15 protein-coding genes are annotated in these 19,031 nt (G+C 74.3%); 11 read left to right on the forward strand and 4 right to left on the reverse strand.

The genetic code is table 11. The features are described 5' to 3' along the window. The first annotated feature begins 53 nt into the window (after nt 1-53). The 3 genes from BTM25_RS08025 (at nt 54) to BTM25_RS29550 (ending at nt 5,597) form a co-directional block, all read left to right on the forward strand. Nucleotides 54-1,043: a malate dehydrogenase gene (locus tag BTM25_RS08025; RefSeq protein ID WP_103562062.1), complete on the forward strand. Its 990-nt coding sequence runs from the start codon at nt 54-56 to the stop codon at nt 1,041-1,043. A 133-nt stretch (nt 1,044-1,176) separates the two neighbouring features. Then, the gene (locus BTM25_RS08030; RefSeq protein ID WP_103562063.1) at nt 1,177-2,937 is read left to right on the forward strand and encodes an HSP90 family protein; all 1,761 of its coding nucleotides are present in this window, start codon (nt 1,177-1,179) and stop codon (nt 2,935-2,937) included. After that, complete coding sequence (locus BTM25_RS29550; protein ID WP_168212045.1) at nt 2,934-5,597, forward strand: hypothetical protein; 2,664 nt, start codon at nt 2,934-2,936, stop codon at nt 5,595-5,597. Before BTM25_RS08030 ends, BTM25_RS29550 begins: the two co-directional genes overlap by 4 nt. Here BTM25_RS29550 and BTM25_RS08040 read toward each other — a convergent pair. Next, nucleotides 5,594-6,577, reverse strand: a complete 984-nt coding sequence (locus BTM25_RS08040; protein WP_103562064.1) for a galactokinase — start codon at nt 6,575-6,577, stop codon at nt 5,594-5,596. The genes BTM25_RS29550 and BTM25_RS08040 overlap by 4 nt on opposite strands. Then, entirely contained in the window at nt 6,574-7,557 is a 984-nt protein-coding gene (gene galE, locus BTM25_RS08045) for a UDP-glucose 4-epimerase GalE (protein ID WP_103562065.1), read from the reverse strand. Before galE ends, BTM25_RS08040 begins: the two co-directional genes overlap by 4 nt. Nucleotides 7,558-7,789: 232 nt before the next feature. Between galE and trpS the strand changes: the two genes are divergently transcribed. From trpS to BTM25_RS08060, 3 genes are all read left to right on the forward strand, one after another. Then, nucleotides 7,790-8,836, forward strand: a complete 1,047-nt coding sequence (gene trpS / locus BTM25_RS08050; protein WP_103562066.1) for a tryptophan--tRNA ligase — start codon at nt 7,790-7,792, stop codon at nt 8,834-8,836. Next, nucleotides 8,826-9,386 (forward strand): 2'-5' RNA ligase family protein, encoded by a 561-nt coding sequence (locus BTM25_RS08055; protein ID WP_235828288.1) that lies wholly within the window; start codon nt 8,826-8,828, stop codon nt 9,384-9,386. The genes trpS and BTM25_RS08055 overlap by 11 nt, the downstream gene beginning before the upstream one ends. Before the next feature lie 101 nt (nt 9,387-9,487). Then, complete coding sequence (locus BTM25_RS08060; RefSeq protein ID WP_103562067.1) at nt 9,488-9,922, forward strand: hypothetical protein; 435 nt, start codon at nt 9,488-9,490, stop codon at nt 9,920-9,922. 73 nt (nt 9,923-9,995) lie between these two features. Here BTM25_RS08060 and BTM25_RS08065 read toward each other — a convergent pair whose 3' ends face one another. Then, the gene (locus BTM25_RS08065; protein ID WP_205647993.1) at nt 9,996-11,330 is read right to left on the reverse strand and encodes an MFS transporter; all 1,335 of its coding nucleotides are present in this window, start codon (nt 11,328-11,330) and stop codon (nt 9,996-9,998) included. A gap of 66 nt (nt 11,331-11,396) precedes the next feature. Between BTM25_RS08065 and BTM25_RS08070 the strand changes: the two genes are divergently transcribed. Then, nucleotides 11,397-12,149, forward strand: coding sequence for an ArsR/SmtB family transcription factor (locus tag BTM25_RS08070; protein ID WP_103562069.1), 753 nt, complete (start codon nt 11,397-11,399; stop codon nt 12,147-12,149). A gap of 7 nt (nt 12,150-12,156) precedes the next feature. Here BTM25_RS08070 and BTM25_RS08075 read toward each other — a convergent pair whose 3' ends face one another. Further along, entirely contained in the window at nt 12,157-13,335 is a 1,179-nt protein-coding gene (locus tag BTM25_RS08075; protein WP_103562070.1) for a D-alanyl-D-alanine carboxypeptidase family protein, read from the reverse strand. Between the two features lie 242 nt (nt 13,336-13,577). Here BTM25_RS08075 and BTM25_RS08080 point away from each other — a divergent pair, with 242 nt between their 5' ends. The 4 genes from BTM25_RS08080 to BTM25_RS08095 all read left to right on the forward strand — a co-directional run bounded on the left by BTM25_RS08080 (nt 13,578) and on the right by BTM25_RS08095 (nt 18,983). Next, entirely contained in the window at nt 13,578-14,738 is a 1,161-nt protein-coding gene (locus tag BTM25_RS08080) for a glutamate--cysteine ligase (RefSeq protein ID WP_103562071.1), read from the forward strand. Between the two features lie 172 nt (nt 14,739-14,910). Further along, nucleotides 14,911-16,170 (forward strand): amidohydrolase, encoded by a 1,260-nt coding sequence (locus BTM25_RS08085; RefSeq protein ID WP_103562827.1) that lies wholly within the window; start codon nt 14,911-14,913, stop codon nt 16,168-16,170. A 198-nt stretch (nt 16,171-16,368) separates the two neighbouring features. Beyond that, on the forward strand, nt 16,369-17,409 hold the full coding sequence (locus tag BTM25_RS08090; protein ID WP_235828289.1) for a BMP family lipoprotein: 1,041 nt from the start codon (nt 16,369-16,371) through the stop codon (nt 17,407-17,409). Nucleotides 17,410-17,465: 56 nt separating this feature from the next. Further along, nucleotides 17,466-18,983: an ABC transporter ATP-binding protein gene (locus BTM25_RS08095; protein ID WP_103562829.1), complete on the forward strand. Its 1,518-nt coding sequence runs from the start codon at nt 17,466-17,468 to the stop codon at nt 18,981-18,983. Nucleotides 18,984-19,031: the final 48 nt, after the last annotated feature.

Here is a 19,031-nt window from a genome sequence, read left to right on the forward strand (position 1 = left end):
CCAGGTCACGACCACAGCGCACGGCCGCTCGGCCGCGAGGAGATGAAGCAGACATGACGCGCACCCCAGTCACCGTCACCGTCACCGGCGCCGCGGGCCAGATCGGCTACGCGCTGCTGTTCCGTATCGCGTCGGGCGCGCTGCTCGGCCCGGACGTACCGGTGAAGCTGCGGCTGCTGGAGATCCCGCAGGCCGTGAAGGCCGCCGAGGGCACCGCGATGGAGCTGGACGACTGCGCGTTCCCGCTGCTGTCCGGCGTCGAGATCTTCGACGACGCGAAGAAGGCGTTCGCGGGCACGAACGTGGCGCTGCTCGTCGGCGCGCGGCCCCGGACGAAGGGCATGGAGCGCGGGGACCTGCTGGAGGCCAACGGCGGGATCTTCAAGCCGCAGGGCGAGGCGATCAACGCGGGCGCGGCCGACGACGTCAAGATCCTGGTGGTCGGCAACCCGGCCAACACCAACGCGCTGATCGCGCAGCAGCACGCCCCGGACGTCCCGGCCGAGCGCTTCACGGCGATGACGCGCCTGGACCACAACCGCGCGATCGCGCAGGTGGCGAAGAAGGCCGGCGTGGCCGTCACCGACATCAAGAAGCTGACGATCTGGGGCAACCACTCCGCGACCCAGTACCCGGACCTGTTCCACGCCGAGATCGCGGGCAAGAACGCCGCCGAGACGGTGAACGACCGCGACTGGCTGGAGAACGACTTCATCCCGACCGTCGCCAAGCGCGGCGCGGCGATCATCGAGGCGCGGGGCGCGTCGTCGGCGGCGTCGGCGGCGTCCGCGGCGATCGACCACGTGCACACCTGGGTGAACGGCACGGCGGACGGCGACTGGACGTCGATGGCGGTCGTGTCCGACGGTTCCTACGGCGTCCCCGAGGGCCTGATCTCGTCGTTCCCGGTCACCACCAAGGACGGGAAGTGGGAGATCGTCCAGGGCCTGGAGATCGACGAGTTCTCGCGCGGCCGGATCGACGCGTCCGTGGCGGAGCTGTCCGAGGAGCGCGACGCGGTGCGCAAGCTCGGCCTCGTCTGACCGACCCCGCACGGCCCCCGGCGCCCCGCCGGGGGCCGTGCGCATTTGTGGGACGACTACAGGAAACGCGACGGAAACGTGGGTACCGGTCGCTAGGCTGACTGATCGCGAAAAACCGATCGGGAGGTCGTGAGTGGCGGAGCGGGCGTTCCAGGTCGATCTGCGGGGCGTGGTGGACCTCCTCAGCCGCCATCTGTACTCCAGTCCGCGCGTCTACCTGCGGGAACTGCTGCAGAACGCGGTGGACGCGATCACCGCGCGCGGCGACGTCCCCGGCCTGGTCCAGATCACGACCGGCAGCGGCGCGCTGCGGGTGGAGGACGACGGGATCGGGCTGACGGAGGACGAGGTCCACCGGCTGCTGGCGACGATCGGCCGGTCGTCCAAGCGCGACGAGCTGGGCTTCGCCCGGCACGACTTCCTCGGCCAGTTCGGGATCGGGCTGCTGTCGGCGTTCCTGGTGGCGGACGAGATCGAGGTCGTGACGCGGTCGGCGCGCGGCGGCCCGGCGGTGCGGTGGACGGGCCGGTCGGGCGGCAACTACACGGTCGAGCCGGGCGAACGGGACGAGCCGGGCACGACGGTGACGCTCCGGTCGCGTCCGGGCGCGAGTGAGCTGCTGGAACGTCCGGCGGTGCTGGAGCTGGCGCGGGCGTACGGGTCGCTGCTGCCGGTCGAGGTCACCGTGGACGGCGAACTCGTCACGAGCGGCGGCCCGCCGTGGCGCGCGGAGTACCCCGACCCGGCGCGCCGCCGCCGCGCGCTGGAGACGTACTGCGCGTCGGTGTTCGGGTTCGAGCCGTTCGACGTGATCGACCTGGACGTCCCCGAGGCGGGCCTGACGGGCGTCGCGTTCGTGGTGCCCGAGTCGGTGCCGCCGGGTTCGCGCCGCGCGCACCGCGTGTACCTGAAGCGGATGCTGCTGGCGGAGGGCGTCGAGGGGCTGCTGCCGGAGTGGGCGTTCTTCGTCCGGTGCGTGGTCGACGCGGGGGAGTTGCGTCCGACGGCGTCCCGCGAGGCGCTGTACGAGGACGAGCTGCTGGAGGCGGTCCGGACCGCGCTCGGCGAGCGGCTGCGCGGCTGGCTGGTGGAGCTGGCCGAGACCGAGCCGGCGCTGCTGCGGGGGTTCCTGCGGCTGCACCAGCTCGGCGTGAAGGCGATGGCGGTCGGCGACGACGAGATGCTGCGCGTGGTGGACCGGTGGCTGGAGTTCGAGACGTCGGCGGGGCCGATGACGCTCGCGGAGTTCCGGCGCGGCCATCCCGACGGCCGGTACGCGGCGAGCGTGGAGGAGTTCCGGCGGCTGTCGGCGGTGGCGGCGGCGCAGGGCGTGGGCCTGGTCAACGCCGGTTACGTCCACGACGTCGAGATCATCGAGCGGTTGCGGACCCTTGATCCCGACAGCGCGCTGCGCCCGCTGGACGCCGCCGAGCTGACGACGCGGCTCGGCGCGCCCGACGCCGCCGCCGAGCTGGCGCTGCGCCCGTTCCTCGCGCGGGCACAGCGGGCCGTGGAGGCGCTGGGCTGCGAGGTCGTCGTGCGTGACTTCGACCCGGCGTCGCTGCCCGCGCTGTACCTGGCGAGCCGGTCGGCGCGGCACCAGGCGGAGCTGGAGGTCGCGCGGGACGCGTCGGACGCGCTGTGGGCGGACGTGCTCGGCGCGCTGCGCGGGGCCGTCCCGGCGGACCGTCCGCAGCTCGTCCTGAACCACCGCAACCCGCTGACGCGGCGCGTCACCGCGCTGACCGACGACGCGCTGATCGAACTGGCGGTGCAGGGCCTGTACGCGCAGGCGCTGCTGCTCGGCCACCATCCGCTTCGCCCGGCGGACACGGCCGTCCTGAACCGGTCGTTCCTCGGCCTGCTGGAGTGGGCGACGAAGGAGCACCGATGAGCGAGGAGCACGTCCGGAACCTGATGGGACGGGCGTTCGCGCTGCCCTACGGCGAGGCCCGGACGGTGCTCACCGAGGAGGCGCTGCGCCGGGCCGAGGCGACGGGCGACGCGGCGCTGACGTTCCAGGTCCGCATGGAGCTGGGGCAGGCGTACCAGTCCGGCGGTGAGCCGATCAAGACGTTCACGACGTTCAGCCGCGCGCTCGCCGACTTCGACCGCGCGCCCGGCGAGCTGGACGACTCGGCCGAGCAGCGGTTGCTGTGGCAGTTCAAGTGGATCGTCCATTCGCTGACGCTGTTCCCCGAGGTGCCGCTGGACCGGACGCGGGCCGTCCTCGCCGACATGGAGCGCCGGTACACGCTCGGCGGCCACAGCCTGCACGCGGTGTACGCGCGGCGGGCGCGGGTGGCGATGCACCTCGGCGACGCCGACGACGCGGCGCACTGGTACGCGAAATGGAACGCGGCACCGCGCGACGGGCTGTCGGACTGCGAGGGCTGCGACCCGACCGGCAAGGCCGCCTACCTGGCCTGGCGCGGCCGGGACGCGGACGCGCTCGCGGTCGCCGCGCCGGTGCTGAGCGCCGAGCTGGACTGCACCGAGCAGCCGCAGACGATGCTGACCGCGCTGCTGCCGATCTATCTGCGGACGGGCCGGCTGGACGAGGCCCGCACCGCGCATCTGCGGGCGTACCGGCTGATCCGGACGCAGATCAGCGAGCTGGGCGAGATCGCCGACCATGTCGAGTTCTGCGCGCGGACGGGCAACGAGGTGCGCGGGCTGGAGATCGTCCAGCGGCATCTGCCCTGGCTGGACCGGGCGCCGAGCCCGTTCGACGCGATGCGGTTCGCGGCGGCGTCGGCGCTGCTGCTCGGCCGGATGGCGGGCGCCGGGCACGGCGGGCACACGGTGGCGCGGCGGCCGGGGGAGGACCGGCCGATCGTGGCCGTCGCGGCGGAGCTGGCCGCGCAGGCGACCGAGCTGGCGGCGCTGTTCGACGCGCGCAACGGCACGTCCGCGCAGGGCGACCGGGTGCGGGAGCTGCTGGGGGCCGAGCCGGTGGTGGAGCATCTGCCGCTGCTGGCGGTGCCGGGGCGGCGGACGGTCCGGCCGCCCGCGCCGTCCGCGCCGGACATGTCGGACGTCACCGAGCCGGGCGCGGCGCTGGACCGCGCGGAGGACGCGTGGCGGCGCGATGACGTCCCGGCGGCGCTGGCGGCGTGGCGGCGGTTCGACGCGCTCGCGGGCGAGGTGACCCCGCTGGACGCGGCCCGCCGCGCGGACGGCCGGGGCGTCGAGGCCATCGCGGGCGGCGACCCGGAGGCGGCCGTCGCGGCGTGGAGGCGGGCCGCCGAGCTGTACGCCGAGGCGGGCGACCTGGAGCGGCACCACGCGGCGAGCAGCCGGGTCGGCGGCCTGCACGAGATGCTCGGCCGCCTCGATCTGGCGTTCCCGCTGCTCACGGCCGCAGTCGAGTACCTGTCCGCGCACGCGGCGGTGCCCGGCCGGGCGGTGGGCGCGCGGCTGCGGCTGGCGACCGCGCACGTCGCGGCCGACGACCCGGCGGCGGCCCTCGCCGTCCTCGCCGGGGCGGTGCCGGGCGACGCGTCCGACACGGCGCTCGTCGCGCTCCTGCGCGGCCGGATCCTCGCGGGAACCGGCGACCAGGACGCCGCCGTGGCGCAATGGCGGGCCGCGAGCGCCGCCGCCCGCGAGGCCGGAATCGCCGGCCTGCGCGCCGAGGCGTCCCTGCTGCTCGGCGCGACGCTCGCGCAGCTCGGCCACCTGCGTCCGGACGGCCACGAGGAACGGTTCGCGGCGGCGCTGGACGCGCTGGACGAGGCCGTCGAGCACGCGGGCGACGCGCTGACCCGCGCGTCCGCGCACGCCGAACGCGGCGACCTGCTGCTGTCGCGGGAACGTCCGGCGGACGCGGCGCCCGACCTCGCCGAGGCCGTCGCGGGCTACACGGCCCTGGCCGACGCCGACCACGCGACCCGCGCCCGGATCGCGCTGGCCAGCGCCTACTACGGCGCGGGCCGGCACCTGGAGGCGGCGGAGGTGGCCGAGCAGGCGGCGGCGGACGTCGCCGCGCTGGACGACCGCGACGCCGAGCGCCGCTGCCGCCTGCTCGTCGCGCACGCCCGCCGCGAGCTGGGCGAGGAGCAGGCGGCCGACGCGTTCGCCGAGCTGGCCGAGCTGGCGCGCGGCGACGGCGACCCGAACGGCACGGCCTACCTGCTGGAACAGTCCGCCGAGATCCTGACCGCGCACGACCGCGACGACGTGGCGGCGGGCCGCTTCACCGCCGCCGCCGACACCTACGTCGTCGCTGGCGACCCCTACGGCACGGTGCGGACCCTGCGCCGCGCCGCCCTCTGCCACTGGTGGGACGCCGACGGCGAAGCGGCCCTGACCGCCCTGACCCGGTCACGGGCCGCGCTGACCGAAATTCCCGCCGACAACGCCGCCGCGCTGACCTGGGAGACGGCTTTGGTCGACTACGACGGCGCCCGCATCCTCGCCGGGCTGGGCCGCGTCCCCGAGGCCCTGGCGTCGGTCGAGGCGGCCATCGCGGGCTTCACCGAACTGGACGAGCCCGAGGCCGCCGCCCACGCCGCCCGCCTCCGCGACGACCTCCGCTCGTCCTTCGACTAGGCGGGGACGCGGGCGGCGGCCGGGGACGGGGTCGCGTCGTGGAAGGCGGGGCCGGGCCAGTCGCGGGCGGTGAAGGTCGCGCGGACCGCGTCCTGGACGCGGGAGACGCGGTCGGCGGGGGCCAGGACGGTCACCGCGCCGCCGGGGCCGCCGGAGATCCGCGCGCCGCGCGCTCCCGCGCGCAGGGCCGTGTCCACGGTCGCGTCGGCCTGCGGCCAGGACGTCTGGAACTGGTCGCGCAGGGACATCTGGGACGCGTTCAGCATCGCCCCCAGCTCGGCGACGGCGCCCGCGCGCAGCAGCCCCGCCGCCGCGTCGATCCGGTGCCGTTCGGTCACGACGTGCTGGACGCGGCGGCGCAGCACCGGGTCGCGCAGCGTCCCGAGCGCCCCGGCCAGGTCGCGGACGTCCCCGAGCGAGGCGACGCCGAGCAGCCGGGCCGCGGCCGCGCACTCGTCGCGGCGTTCGGCGGCCAGGCCGGGGTCGGCGCTCGCGCGCGTGTCCACGGCGAACAGGGCGAGCCCGGCGCCCGTCACGTCGCACGGCAGTGTGCCCGCGGCGCCGGTGCGGCGGTCGACCAGGAGCGCGCGGCCGGCCGCGCCGAGCAGCGACGTGGCGGCGTCCGGGCGGCCCGGCTCGGCGGCGAACGGCACCAGGGACGGCGCGTCCAGGTCCAGGGCGTACAGGTCGCGCAGCGCCAGCGCGACGGCGGCGGCGAGCGCCCCGGGGGCGCCGAGGCCCGGCGGCAGGCCGGTCTCGGCCTTCGCCGCGACACCGCCCGCGCCGCGCGCGGCCAGCCGCCGGGCCGCGTCCGCCGCCGGGGCCGTCCAGGCGTCGCCGGGCAGATCCAGCGTGTCGGAGCGCTCGGCGTCCACGGTCACGCCGCCGGGGATCGCGACGGTCAGCGCGGGGCCGTCCGGATCGTGCTCCTCGCCGAGCAGGACGACGCGACCCGGAGCGCGCCACCGGCCGCCCGTCATCGCGGGCCGGTGGGGAGGCCGGTGGTGAGGAACGTCCAGGCGTCGGCGACCATGGCGGTCAGGTCGCGTTCGGGCTTCCAGCCGAGCGCGCGGTGGATCTCGTCCGACGACGCGACCAGCACGGCCGGGTCGCCGGGCCGCCGCGCCTCGGCCCGCGCCGGGATCGGGTGCCCGGTGACCTCGCGGCACACCTCCACGACCGCGCGGACGGAGTAGCCCGTCCCGCTGCCGAGGTTGAAGATCGTGTGGGTGCCGGGGACTACGGCGTCCAGCGCGAGCAGGTGCGCGTCCGCGAGGTCGACCACGTGGACGTAGTCGCGGACACAGGTGCCGTCCGGCGTCGGGTAGTCCTCGCCGAAGATCCGCACCGCGTCGCCGTCGCCGAGTGCGATCTTCAGGACGTTCGGGACGAGGTGCGTCTCGACCGTGTGCCGTTCGCCGAGCGTGAGACCGTCCTCCAGCAGCGCGCCCGCCACGTTGAAGTACCGCAGCGACACCCCGCCGAGCCCGTAGAGCCGCGCGAACTCGGCGAGCGTCGTGTCGATCGCCAGCTTGGACGCGCCGTAGGGGTTGGTCGGACGGGTCGGCGCCGTCTCCGTGATGGGCGTGACGTCCGGCTCGCCGTAGGTCGCGGCGGTCGAGGAGAACACGATGCGGGGGACGTCGGTGCGGCGCATCGCGTCCAGCAGCGCCAGCGTCTCGCCGAGGTTCTTGTCCCAGTAGAGCGCGGGCTTCTCGACCGACTCGCCGACGAGCGACTTGGCGGCGAAGTGCAGCACCGCGTCGAACCCGCCCTCGGACAGGACGCGGAAGGACGTGTCGCGCAGCGTCCCGATCACCAGCGTGGCGCCCGGCGGGACGGCGTCGGCGTGGCCGGTGGACAGGTCGTCCAGCACGATCACCTCGTGGCCCGCCGCGATCAGCCGGGCGGACACGACGCCGCCGATGTAGCCGGCGCCGCCGGTGACGAGTACTTTCACGAGCTGACCTCCAGGACGCCGGGTACGACGCCGCTCAGGCTACCCACCGCGTCCGGGCCGGGGCCGCGCACTCCGTCAAACGCCCGGTGATCGTCGGGACGTAGAATGGGGACGCTGCGCCCGACCACCCCGTGCCGGTGGTGTCACCGCGGGGCGAGGCCATCCTGGCCGGCCGGTCCCGTGGTCCGCGACGCCCTTCCGGAACGGGCCTGAGAGAATCGAATCCGTGCGAATGTCCGAAGCGCCTGCGTCCGCCGCCCCGCGCGTGTTTTCCGGGATCCAGCCCACCGCCGACTCGTTCCACCTCGGCAACTACCTCGGCGCGCTGCGGCAGTGGGTGGCGCTGCAGGACAGCCACGACGCGTTCTACTGCGTGGTGGACCTGCACGCGATCACGGTGGAGCACGACCCGGCGCTGCTGCGGCACCGGTCGCGGGTGTCGGCCGCGCAGTTGCTCGCGATGGGCATCGACCAGGACCGCTCGACGCTGTTCGTGCAGAGCCACGTGCCCGAGCACGCGGAGCTGGCGTGGGTGCTCGGCTGCCTCACCGGGTTCGGCGAGGCCGGACGGATGACGCAGTTCAAGGACAAGTCGGCCAAGCAGGGCACGACGGCGACGACGGTCGGGCTGTTCACCTACCCGGTGCTGATGGCGTCCGACATCCTGCTCTACACGCCCGAACCCGGCGCGGACGCGCGCTTGGAGGTGCCGGTCGGCGAGGACCAGCGCCAGCACCTCGAGCTGACCCGGACGCTCGCGCAGCGCTTCAACCATCGCTTCGGGGACACGTTCGTCCTGCCGGACGGCTACATCCCGAAGACCGCCGCGAAGATCACCGACCTCCAGGAGCCGACGGTCAAGATGAGCAAGTCGGCGTCGTCCCCGCAGGGGATCGTCGACCTGCTGGAGGAGCCCGGCCCGCTGCGCAAGAAGATCATGCGCGCGGTCACCGACACCGGCACCGAGGTCCGCTACGACGAGGCCGACAAGCCCGGCGTCACCAACCTGATGCGGATCTTCGCCGCGCTGGACGGCACCACCCCGGACGCCATCGAGGCCCGGTACGCGGGCAGCGGCTACGGCCAGTTCAAGAAGGACCTCGCCGCGATCGTCGTGGACGCGCTGACCCCGATCCGCGAGCGCACCCAGGCTCTCCTCGCCGACGAGGACGAGCTGGACAAGCTGCTGGCCCGGGGCGCCGAGCGGGCGAGCGCCGTCGCGGCCGCGACGATGGAGACCGTGCGCGACCGGGTGGGGTTCGTCGGACGTGGCCGCTGACCCGGGGGACGGGCGCGCCCCCGGCGCCGCCGTGACGATCGGGATCTCGATCCCGGTCCCCGAACCGTTCGGGCGGCGCCTGCGCGAGGCGCGCCTGTCCCTCGGCGATCCGCTCGCCGCCGCGATCCCCGCGCACATCACGCTGGCGCCGCCGATGGTGGTGCCGTGCGCCGAGCTGCCGGGCGTCGTGGACCATCTGCTGCGCGTCGCGGCCGCCGAGCGCCGGTTCTGGATCCGGTTGCGGGGGACGGGAACGTTCCGCCCCGTCTCCCCGGTCGTGTTCGTGGCGCTCGCCGAGGGAATCGAAGGCTGCGAGCGCGTCCAGGCGCACGTCATGACGGGCCCGCTCCAGGGCGACCCGACGTTCCCGTACCACCCGCACGTGACGATCGCCCACCATCTACCCGATGAGGTGATGGACCGGGCGTTCAAGGAGCTATCGGGCTTCCGCGCGGACTTCGAGGCGTGGGGCTTCGCGCTCTACAAGCTGGGCCGGGACGGCATCTGGCGGCGCGACCGCGACTTCACCTTCGGCGTGGGCCACGACTAGGACATTTGTCCTGCCGTTTCCAGTGCGGACCGGCTCTGCCGCCGTCCGCCGCGCCGCCGCGACGATGGGGACATCAACCGATGAACCCCCAGGGAGCGGACATGAACGGCATCATCGCCCGGCGGCGCGGCACCAAGATCACGTGGGACGACCTGCGCGACGTCCGCCCGCTCCCGGTCTGGTTCTTCGGCTTCGAGGGCCTGATGGCGGGCGCGTTCGACCTCTGCAAGGCCTGGCACGGCGCCTGGGCGCTCCTCCTGGCCCTGGCGGCGGTGAACGTGATCGTCGGCCTGACCGTCCTGCGCCGCCGCATCAAGCTCGTCCGGGCGATGCTCCGCGACAGCCGCACCCGCAAGATCGCCGTGGTCCTCATCGCCGCCCGGATCGCCCTGCACGCCGCCCTCGCCGCGCTGGGCCTCCAGATCACGACGCCCGCCGCCCACCTCGCCCTGGCCGCCGTGATGACCACCACGACGATCACCCTGCTCTGGCTCGACCAGCGCGTCACCTTCCGCGCCCTCGCCCGCACCGCGTGACCGTGCTCAGGGGACCCGCGCCGGTACGGCTTCTTCGACCGCCGTGCCGTGCGCGGCGTCGCCTGCAGGCTCGTCAGAGGCGGCGGCTGAGGAGGGCGGCCAGGAGGAAGCCGGCGGCGGCCAGGCAGGCGGCGTAGTGCAGGCCCGTGACCAGGTCGGACGCGGCCAGGGTGCCGAAGACGGCGATGCCGATCGCGTTGCCGGACTGGCGGGCGACGTTGAAGACGGCCGTCGCGACGCCCGCCGTGCCGGGCGGGGCCGCCTCGATGATGGCGGCGGTCGCGGCCGGGACGGTCAGCGGGACCGCCACGCCCAGCGCGGTCAGGGCGAACAGGACGGCGGGATACGGCGTGCGGGGGCCTGCGGCGAGCCAGCCGAGGGAGCCCGCCGCGCCGAGCAGGAGGGCGCCGGTCATGGGGGCGGACGGGCCGAACCGCGCCGTGAGGCGGCCCGACAGCGGGGAGACGACCGTCGCCATGCCCGCCATCGGCAGCAGCATCAGCCCGGTCGCGAACGCGCCGCGCCCGCGCTCCTCCTGGAAGTAGAGCGTCGCGAGGTAGAGCAGGCCGTACATTCCGATGTTGAGCAGGACGCCGATCGCCGCCGTCGCCGCGAACCCGGGCCGCCGGAACCAGGACGGCGCCAGCAGCGGAGCCGCGCCCGACGCCTCCCGGCGGCGTTCCACCGCGACGAACGCCGCCAGCGCGCACGAACCGGCGGGCAGGACGAGCAGCGTGCGCGCGGACGTCCAGCCCGCCGACGCCGCCTCGTTGAACCCGCCCGCGAGCGCCGTCAGCCCCGCGACGCCGAGCACCTGCCCGGCCCGGTCGGGCGGGCCGGCGTCCCGGCGCGGCGGGGGAGCCGGGACGAACCGGAGCGTCAGCGCGCACGCGCAGGCGGCGATCGGGACGTTCAGCCAGAACACCGTCCGCCAGTTCAGGCCCGCGACGAGGAAGCCGCCGACGACCGGCCCCGACGCGAACGCCGTCCCCGCGACGCCGGCCCAGATCCCGAGCGCGCGCGCCCGTCCGGCACGGTCGGGGTAGGCGGCGGTCAGCAGCGCCAGCGACGCCGGGACGAGCAGCGCCGCCCCCGCCCCCTGCACGAGCCGCAGCGCGACGAGTTCGGCGGCCGTCCGCGCGAGGCCGCAGCCCGCCGACGCGGCCGTGAACAGCGCGAGCCCCGCCAGGAACACGCCCCGGTGCCCGCGCCGGTCGCCGAGCGCGCCGCCGGCGAGCAGCAGCCCGGCGAAGACGGCGCTGTAGCCGTCCACGCTCCACTGGACGGCCGCCGCGCTCGCGTGGAGGGAGGACCGGACGGCCGGGACGGCGACCGTCACCACCGTCACGTCGAGCATCACCATGAAGTAGCCGAGGCTGAGCGCCACGAGCGGAGTACGTCGTTCCATCCGCTTCATCCTGGGCGCGGAACACTTCGGCGCCCGCCGAACCGTGCCCGGCCTACCGTGGGACGCATGACACCACCGCAGAGCGAACCGGACATCGCGCGGGCGGCGGCGCTGATCGCCGAGCCGTCCCGCGCGCGGATCCTCAAGGCGCTCGCCGACGGGCGCGCCGCGTCGTCCGGCGCGCTCGCCGCCGAGGCCGGGGTGAGCGCGTCCACGGCGAGCGAGCATCTCGCGCGGCTCGCCGAGGCCGGGCTGATCACGACCGAGCGGCGCGGCCGGCGGCGCGAGCACCGGCTCGCCGGCCCGGACGTCGGCGCGGCGCTGGAGGCCCTCGCCGTCATCGCCCCGCCCGAGCCCGGCCGGACGCTGCGGCAGAGCAGCCGCGCGCGGGCCCTCAGCCGGTCCCGCACCTGCTACGACCACCTGGCGGGACGGCTGGGCGTGGACGTCCTGCAGGCCATGCTCCAGCGCGGCCTGATCGTCGGCCACGACGGCTTCCACCGGCCGGGCAAGGCGGTGCGCGACCGTCCGTCCTCCTACGGCCGCGACATCGACTACCGGGTGAGCGACGCGGGCCGCGCCTGGTTCGCCCGGTTCGGAGTGGACGTGGCCGCGCTGCCGCCGCGCCGCCCGCTCGTCCGCTACTGCGTCGACTGGACCGAGCAGCGTCACCACCTGTCCGGCGCGCTCGGCGCCACCCTGCTGGACCGCCTGTTCGCGCTCGGCTGGCTGCGCCGGGGAGCGTCGCCGCGCGTCGTCCACGTCACGGACGCGGGGGTGACCGGCCTGGCCGAAACCCTCGGCGTCGGCCCGCGCTAGACGGCTGTCAGGTCGTCTCGTCGGCGGGGGAGCGGCGCCGGCGCAGCACCGCGAACAGGACCGCGACCGCCATCGTCGCGCCCGCCGCGCCGCCGCCGACCAGCCACCAGCGGCGTCCGCTCTCCGTCGAGCCGAGCGACGACGACAGCACCTTCGCCGACTTGCCCTGCACGCCCGCGTTCGCCGGCGTCCCCGGCGCGACCAGCTCGCCGACCGGCCGCACCTTGCCGACGGCCGCGAAGCCCCAGTCCAGGAGCTTGGCCGCGTACGGCGACGGCGGGACGTCGGCCTTCATCAGCGAGATCAGGATCGTGTGGTTCCCGCGCTTGGCCTCCGCCACGAACGTCTGGCCCGCCGCGACCGTGTAGCCGTTCTTCCCGCCGATCATCCCGGTGTAGGCGTGCGGCTGGCCCGCCAGCATCCGGTTGTGCGTGTAGATCGGGTACCCGCCGGTCTTGCGGCCCTTCTTGCGCTGCCGCTTGGTCGGCGGCGCGGGGAAGTGCGTGGTCAGCGCCCGCACGTACGCCCGGAAGTCCGGGTTCTTCATGCCCTCCCGCAGGATCAGCGCGAGGTCGTAGGACGAGGTGTGCTGCGTCCGGACGTTCAGCCCGAGGTCCACGTCGAGCCCGTTCGGCGACGCGGCGAGCGTGTCGGACGCGTGCAGGTGCCGCGCCTCGGCGTTCATGTCCGCGATCGTCGCGGCCATGCCGCCGTTGGCCTCGGCGAGCGTCACCGCCGCGTCGTTCGCCGACATCATGAGCAGCGCGTGGAACAGGTCCGACACCTTGTACTGCATCTTCGGCGTCATGCCGACCTTGGTGCCCTCCACGTCGCACGCCTTCTGCGACGGCCGGACGAGCCGGTTCGGGTCCAGCTTCGGGATCAGCGTCAGCGCGGTGAGCGTCTTCAGCGTGCTCGCCGGGAGGTACTTGCCGTGCGGGTCCTTGGCGGCGAGGATCTGGCCGGTGTCGGCGTCGGAGATCACCCAGGACGCCGCGTTGATCTTCGGCGGGGCGCGGAACCCGGCGGGGGCGTCCACGATCGTCCCGGTCCCGCCGAGACGCTCGCCCCCGACCGGCGGCGCGGCCGTCGCCACCCCCGGGACGGCCGACAGGCCCGCCGACAGGCAGAGCGCGGACGCCGCGACGAACGCGGCGCGGCGTGGAAGACCCCGTGATGATCCCATGATTCCCCGAGCGGTGAGCGATGTGTCGACAGAACCGTACCCATGCGAGTGAAAAGCGAGCTATCCCCCCGGTAATGATCGGACGGTGCCGGGAGCTAGTCCGTTCGGGTGGTGGCGAAGGCGGAAACGATGGCCGATAACGGTGATCGCCGATGGTTCCGTCGTGCAGGGTTCACGGTCCGCCGACGGAATTGCTCCCCGTGCCGCACACCGACCTGCGAGGATTGCGAGCGGAGGTCTCCGTGGCCATTGACTTCAACCCCTCACGCGGCGCGACCCTGGGCGTGGAGTGGGAGCTTCAACTCGTGGACGCCAAGACCAGGCATCTGCGCCAGGACGCCCGCGAGGTCCTCGCCGACCTGCCGAGCCTCAGCGAGGGCGGCGGGAACGCCAAGGCCCGGCACGAGATGATGGAGTCCACGGTCGAGATCGTGACCGGGATCTGCCACACGGTCGGGGAGGCCAAGGCCGACCTCGCGGCGACGCTCGGCGCGCTGCGCGGCGCGGCGGCGGCGCGCGGCATCGGGCTGGCCTGCACCGGCACCCACCCGATCAGCGACTGGCGGGACGCCGTCATGGCCCCGATGCAGCGCTACGCCGACCTGGTGGAGCAGATGCAGTGGCTCGCGCGGCGCATCCAGACGTTCGGCGTCCACGTCCACGTCGGGGTGACCGACGGCGCCAAGGCGATCCCGATCGTCAACGCGCTCGCCGGGTACCTGCCGCACTTCCTCGCGCTGACGGGCTCCAGCCCGTACTGGGGCGGGGCGGACACGGGCCTGGCGTCCAGCCGCGCGATCGTGTTCGGCCAGCTCCCGACGGCGGGTCCCCCGCACCTGCTGGACGGCTGGCCGGAGTTCGAGGACTACATGGCCACCCTGCTCAGGGCGGGGACGATCCGAAGCATCAAAGAGGTATGGTGGGACATCCGCCCGCATCCCGATTTCGGCACGGTCGAGATCCGGATGTTCGACGGCATCCCCACCCTGCGCGAGGTGGGCATGGCGGCGGCGCTGTGCCAGAGCCTCGTGACGCTGTTCGAGCAGCAGATCGACCGCGGTTACACCCTCCCCCGCCCCGCCGCGTGGGTCGTGCGCGACAACAAGTGGCGCGCCACCCGCTACGGGCTCGACGCGGTCGTCATCACCGACGACGGCGGCGGCACCGCCCCGCTCCGCGACGAGCTGTACGAGCTGGTCCGCGAGCTGGAACCGGTCGCCGAGCGGCTCGGCTGCGCGGCCGAGCTGGGCGTCGCGGCGGAGGTCCTCGACCGGGGGGCGTCCTACGAACGCCAGCGCGCGATCCGCGCCGCGGGCGGCTCCCTGGAGGACGTGGTGGACGCTGCCGTCGTCGAGCTGGCCGAGGACAGGTTCGTCACGGAGGTCGCGCATGCCGGACGATGAGGACCGGGGGGACGGCGGGCGCGAGCCCGGACGGGGCGTCCCACGGTCCGCGCCCGGCACCACCGCGTCCGGCGCCACCGGGCCGGACGCCACCGAACAGGTCTCGGGACGGGCGGTGCGCCGTCCGTCTCTCGCACAGGGGGCGCACATGACGCAGTCAGGGTCCGGGCTGATGCCCGGCGTCGCTTCTTCGCCGGCGGGCGGACCGGACACGGCGGGGGCGCTGCGGCCGCAGCTCGACGCCTTCCTCGCCGCGCACCGCGGTGAGCTGGTGGAGTTCCGCCGCGATCTGCACCGGCATCCCGAACTCGGGTACGCCGAGCACCGCACGACGGCGCGGATCGTGGAGCGGTTGCGGCAGGCGGGGCTGGCGCCGCGCGTCCTGCCGAAGGGCACCGGCGTGCTCTGCGACATCGGCCCGGAGGACGGGCCGACGGTCGCGCTGCGGGCCGACATCGACGCGCTGCCGCTCCAGGACGAGAAGACGACCGTCCCGTACCGTTCGACGGTGCCGGGCGTCGCGCACGCGTGCGGGCACGACGTCCACACGACGATGGTGCTCGGCGCCGGGCTGTTCCTCGCGCGGCAGGCGGCGGCGGGGCTGCTGCCGGGCCGTGTGCGCCTGGTGTTCCAGCCCGCCGAGGAGTCGCCGGGCGGGGCGCTGGACGTGCTGGCGGCGGGCGGCGCGGTCGGCGTGGACCGGGTGTTCGCGCTGCACTGCGACCCGCGCATCGAGGTCGGCGAGCTGGGGCTGCGCGCCGGGGCGATCACGGCGGCGTGCGACAAGGTGTACGTCCGGGTGACGGGTCCCGGCGGGCACACGGCGCGTCCGCACCTGACGGCCGACCTGGTGTACGCGCTCGCCAAGATCGTCACCGAGCTGCCGGCGGCGCTGTCGCGGCGGGTGGACCCCCGGTCCAGCCTGTCGCTGGTGTGGGGGCGGGTGTCGGCGGGGTCGGTGGCGAACGCGATCCCCGACGACGGCATCGCCGAGGGCACCGTCCGCTGCCTGGACGACGACGCCTGGCACCGCGCGCCGGAGATGATGCGGTCGCTGTTGCAGTCGGTCGCCGCCGCCTACGACGTGGAGGCGTCGCTGGAGTACGTCCGGGGCGTCCCGCCGACGGTGAACGAGGCGGCGAGCGTGGACATGTTCCGCGACGCGGCGGCGCTGGTCCTCGGCCCGGACGGCGCGGTCCCGACGCCGCAGAGCCTCGGCGGCGAGGACTTCGGCTGGTACCTGGAGACGGTCCCGGGGGCGCTGGCGCGGCTCGGCGTCCGCACGCCGGGCTCGACCGGCGACTACGACCTGCACCGGGGCGACTTCGACGTGGACGAGGGCTGCATTCCGGTCGGCGTCCGCGTCCTGACCGCGACGGCGCTGACCGCGCTGTGGGACGGCCGTCCGGTGGCGGGGGCCGCCCTCGCCTGACCTGCCGGTGACCGGAGAACGCCCAGGTCGCAACACGTTGGTAACCGCGTTCGGCGGCCAGGTCCCGCCCCGATAACGGACGCGTTGCGGTTCGACGCCACCTGGGCGTTTTTCCCTGCTCGCGGGATAACTTCCCCTGGATTCCAGTGGCCGGAATCACCGCCGCGCGTCGGGCGGGGGGAACGAAGGGAGCGCACGTTGCGCCGTGGTCTGAAGGTATCGCTCGTCGCGCTGACGGGCACCGCGTTGACGCTCACCGCCGCCGGCTGCGGCGGGAAGAAGGCCTCCACCTCCGACCAGAAGACCGTGAAGGTCGGTCTCGCGTTCGACGTGGGCGGCCGGGGCGACCAGTCCTACAACGACTCGGCGGCGCGCGGCCTGGAGCGGGTGAAGAAGGAGCTGAAGGTCACCACCGAGGAGATCTCGGCGAAGCAGGACGAGCCGGACGCCGACAAGGAGTCGCGGCTGCGCCTGCTGGCGGGCAAGGGCTACCAGATGGTGATCGGCATCGGGTTCGCCTACACGTCGTCGGTGCTGAAGGTCGCCAAGGACTACCCGAACACCAAGTTCCTCGTGGTGGACGCCGACCAGTGCAAGGTGTCGGGCGCGAACGTCCTCGGCGCGTGCTTCTCCGAGGAGCAGGGCTCGTACCTGGTGGGCGCGGCGGCGGCGCTGAAGTCCAAGACCGGGACGATCGGGTTCATCGGCGGCGTGAACGTCCCGCTGATCCACAAGTTCGAGGCCGGGTACGACGCGGGCGCGAAGAAGGTGAAGCCGGGGATCAAGGTGCTGCCCGGCAAGTACCTGACGCAGCCCCCGAACTTCGACGGCTTCAAGAACCCGGCGCTCGGCAGCGAGGCCGCGCAGGGCCAGCTCGACCAGGGCGCGGACGTGATCTACCACGCGGCCGGCGGCGCGGGCCTCGGTGTGATCAAGACGGTCGGCGCGGCCGGCAAGTGGGCGATCGGCGTCGACTCCGACCAGTACGCGCAGCCCGCGCTGGCCGGGGTGAAGAACCAGATCCTCACCTCGATGGTGAAGCGCGTGGACCTGTCGGTGTACGACTTCGTGAAGTCGGTCGGCGACGGCACGTTCAAAGCGGGGACGAAGCAGTACAACCTGGCCAACGACGGTGTCGGCTTCGCGGTGAGCGGCGGCCACATGGACGACATCAAGGCCAGGCTGGACGACCTCAAGGCCCAGATCGTCGCGGGGAAGATCGTCGTCCCGACCGAGTAGAGCGTCCGGGTGCGCTCTCCGGAGCGCACCCGTTATTCACCAGGGGGGTGCGTCCGGTGCCTGACGCTGCCGTACGCCTGACCGGCATCACGAAACGGTTCCCCGGCGTCGTCGCCAACCGCGACGTCGACCTGACGATCGAGCGCGGCGAGGTCCACGCGCTGTGCGGGGAGAACGGCGCCGGCAAGTCCACGCTGATGAAGATCCTTTACGGGATGCAGCGGCCGGACGAGGGGACCGTCGAGATCGCCGGCGAGCAGGTCGTCCTGCGGTCCCCGGCCGACGCGATCGCGCGCGGGATCGGGATGGTCCACCAGCACTTCAAGCTGGCCGACAACCTGACCGTGCTGGAGAACGTCATCCTCGGCGCCGAGCCGCGCCGGTTCGGCCGGATCGACTTCGCGGCGGCGCGGGCGGCGATCCGCGACATGTCCGCGCGGTACGGGCTGCACGTCGATCCGGACAGTCTCGTCCAGCCGCTCGGCGTGGGGGACCGGCAGCGCGTCGAGATCCTCAAGGTGCTGTACCGGGGCGCGAAGGTCCTGATCCTGGACGAGCCGACGGCGGTGCTCGTCCCGCAGGAGGTGGACGAGCTGTTCGCCAACCTGCGCGAGCTGCGCGCCGAGGGCCTGACCGTGCTGTTCATCTCGCACAAGCTGGACGAGGTGCTGTCGGTCGCCGACGCGATCTCGGTGATCCGGCGCGGCACGACCGTCGCGACCCGGCTGGACCCGGCGCAGGTCACGGCGCGGCGGCTCGCCGAGCTGATGGTCGGGTCGGAGCTGCCGACGCCGGAGCTGCGCGAGTCCACGGTCACCGAGGACGTGCAGCTCGACGTCGCGGGGCTGACCGTCCGGACGCCGGAGGGCCGCGCGGTCGTGGACGACGTGTCGCTGCGCATCCGGCGCGGCGAGATCGTCGGCCTCGCGGGCGTCGAGGGCAACGGGCAGGGCGAGCTGATCGAGGCGCTGATGGGGATCCGCCCGGCGGCGTCGGGGACGATCCGGTACGGCGGCGCGGACGTGACGCACTGGCCGACGCGCCGCCGCCGCGAGGCGGGCATCGCCTACATCCCCGAGGACCGGCACCGGCACGGGCTCGTGCTGGAGGCGCCGCTGTGGGAGAACCGGATGCTCGGCCACCAGACCGAGCGCCCGAACGCGCGCGGCCCGTGGATCGACCGGCGCGGCGCCCGCCGCGACACGGCCCGGATCGCGGCGGAGTACGACGTCCGGACGCCCGGGATCGACGTCCCGGCGGGCGCCCTGTCGGGCGGCAACCAGCAGAAGCTCATCGTCGGGCGGGAGATGTCGGGCGCGCCCCGGCTCCTGGTCGCCGCGCACCCGACGCGCGGCATCGACGTGGGCGCGCAGGCGGCGATCTGGGACGCGCTGCGCGCCGCCCGCGCGGCGGGCCTGGCCGTCCTGCTCGTCAGCGCGGACCTCGAGGAACTGATCGGCATGTCGGACACGCTGCACGTGATCCTGCGGGGCCGCCTCGTCGCCGAGGTCGACCCGCGCTCGGTCACCCCCGAAGACCTCGGCTCCGCGATGACCGGAGCCACTCATGACTAAAAGGGTGCCTGCTTGGCAGGCGGTTCTGCGGGGGCTCGGGCCGCGGGG

The organism is Actinomadura rubteroloni (genome assembly GCF_002911665.1).
Taxonomy (GTDB): Bacteria; Actinomycetota; Actinomycetes; order Streptosporangiales; family Streptosporangiaceae; genus Spirillospora; species Spirillospora rubteroloni.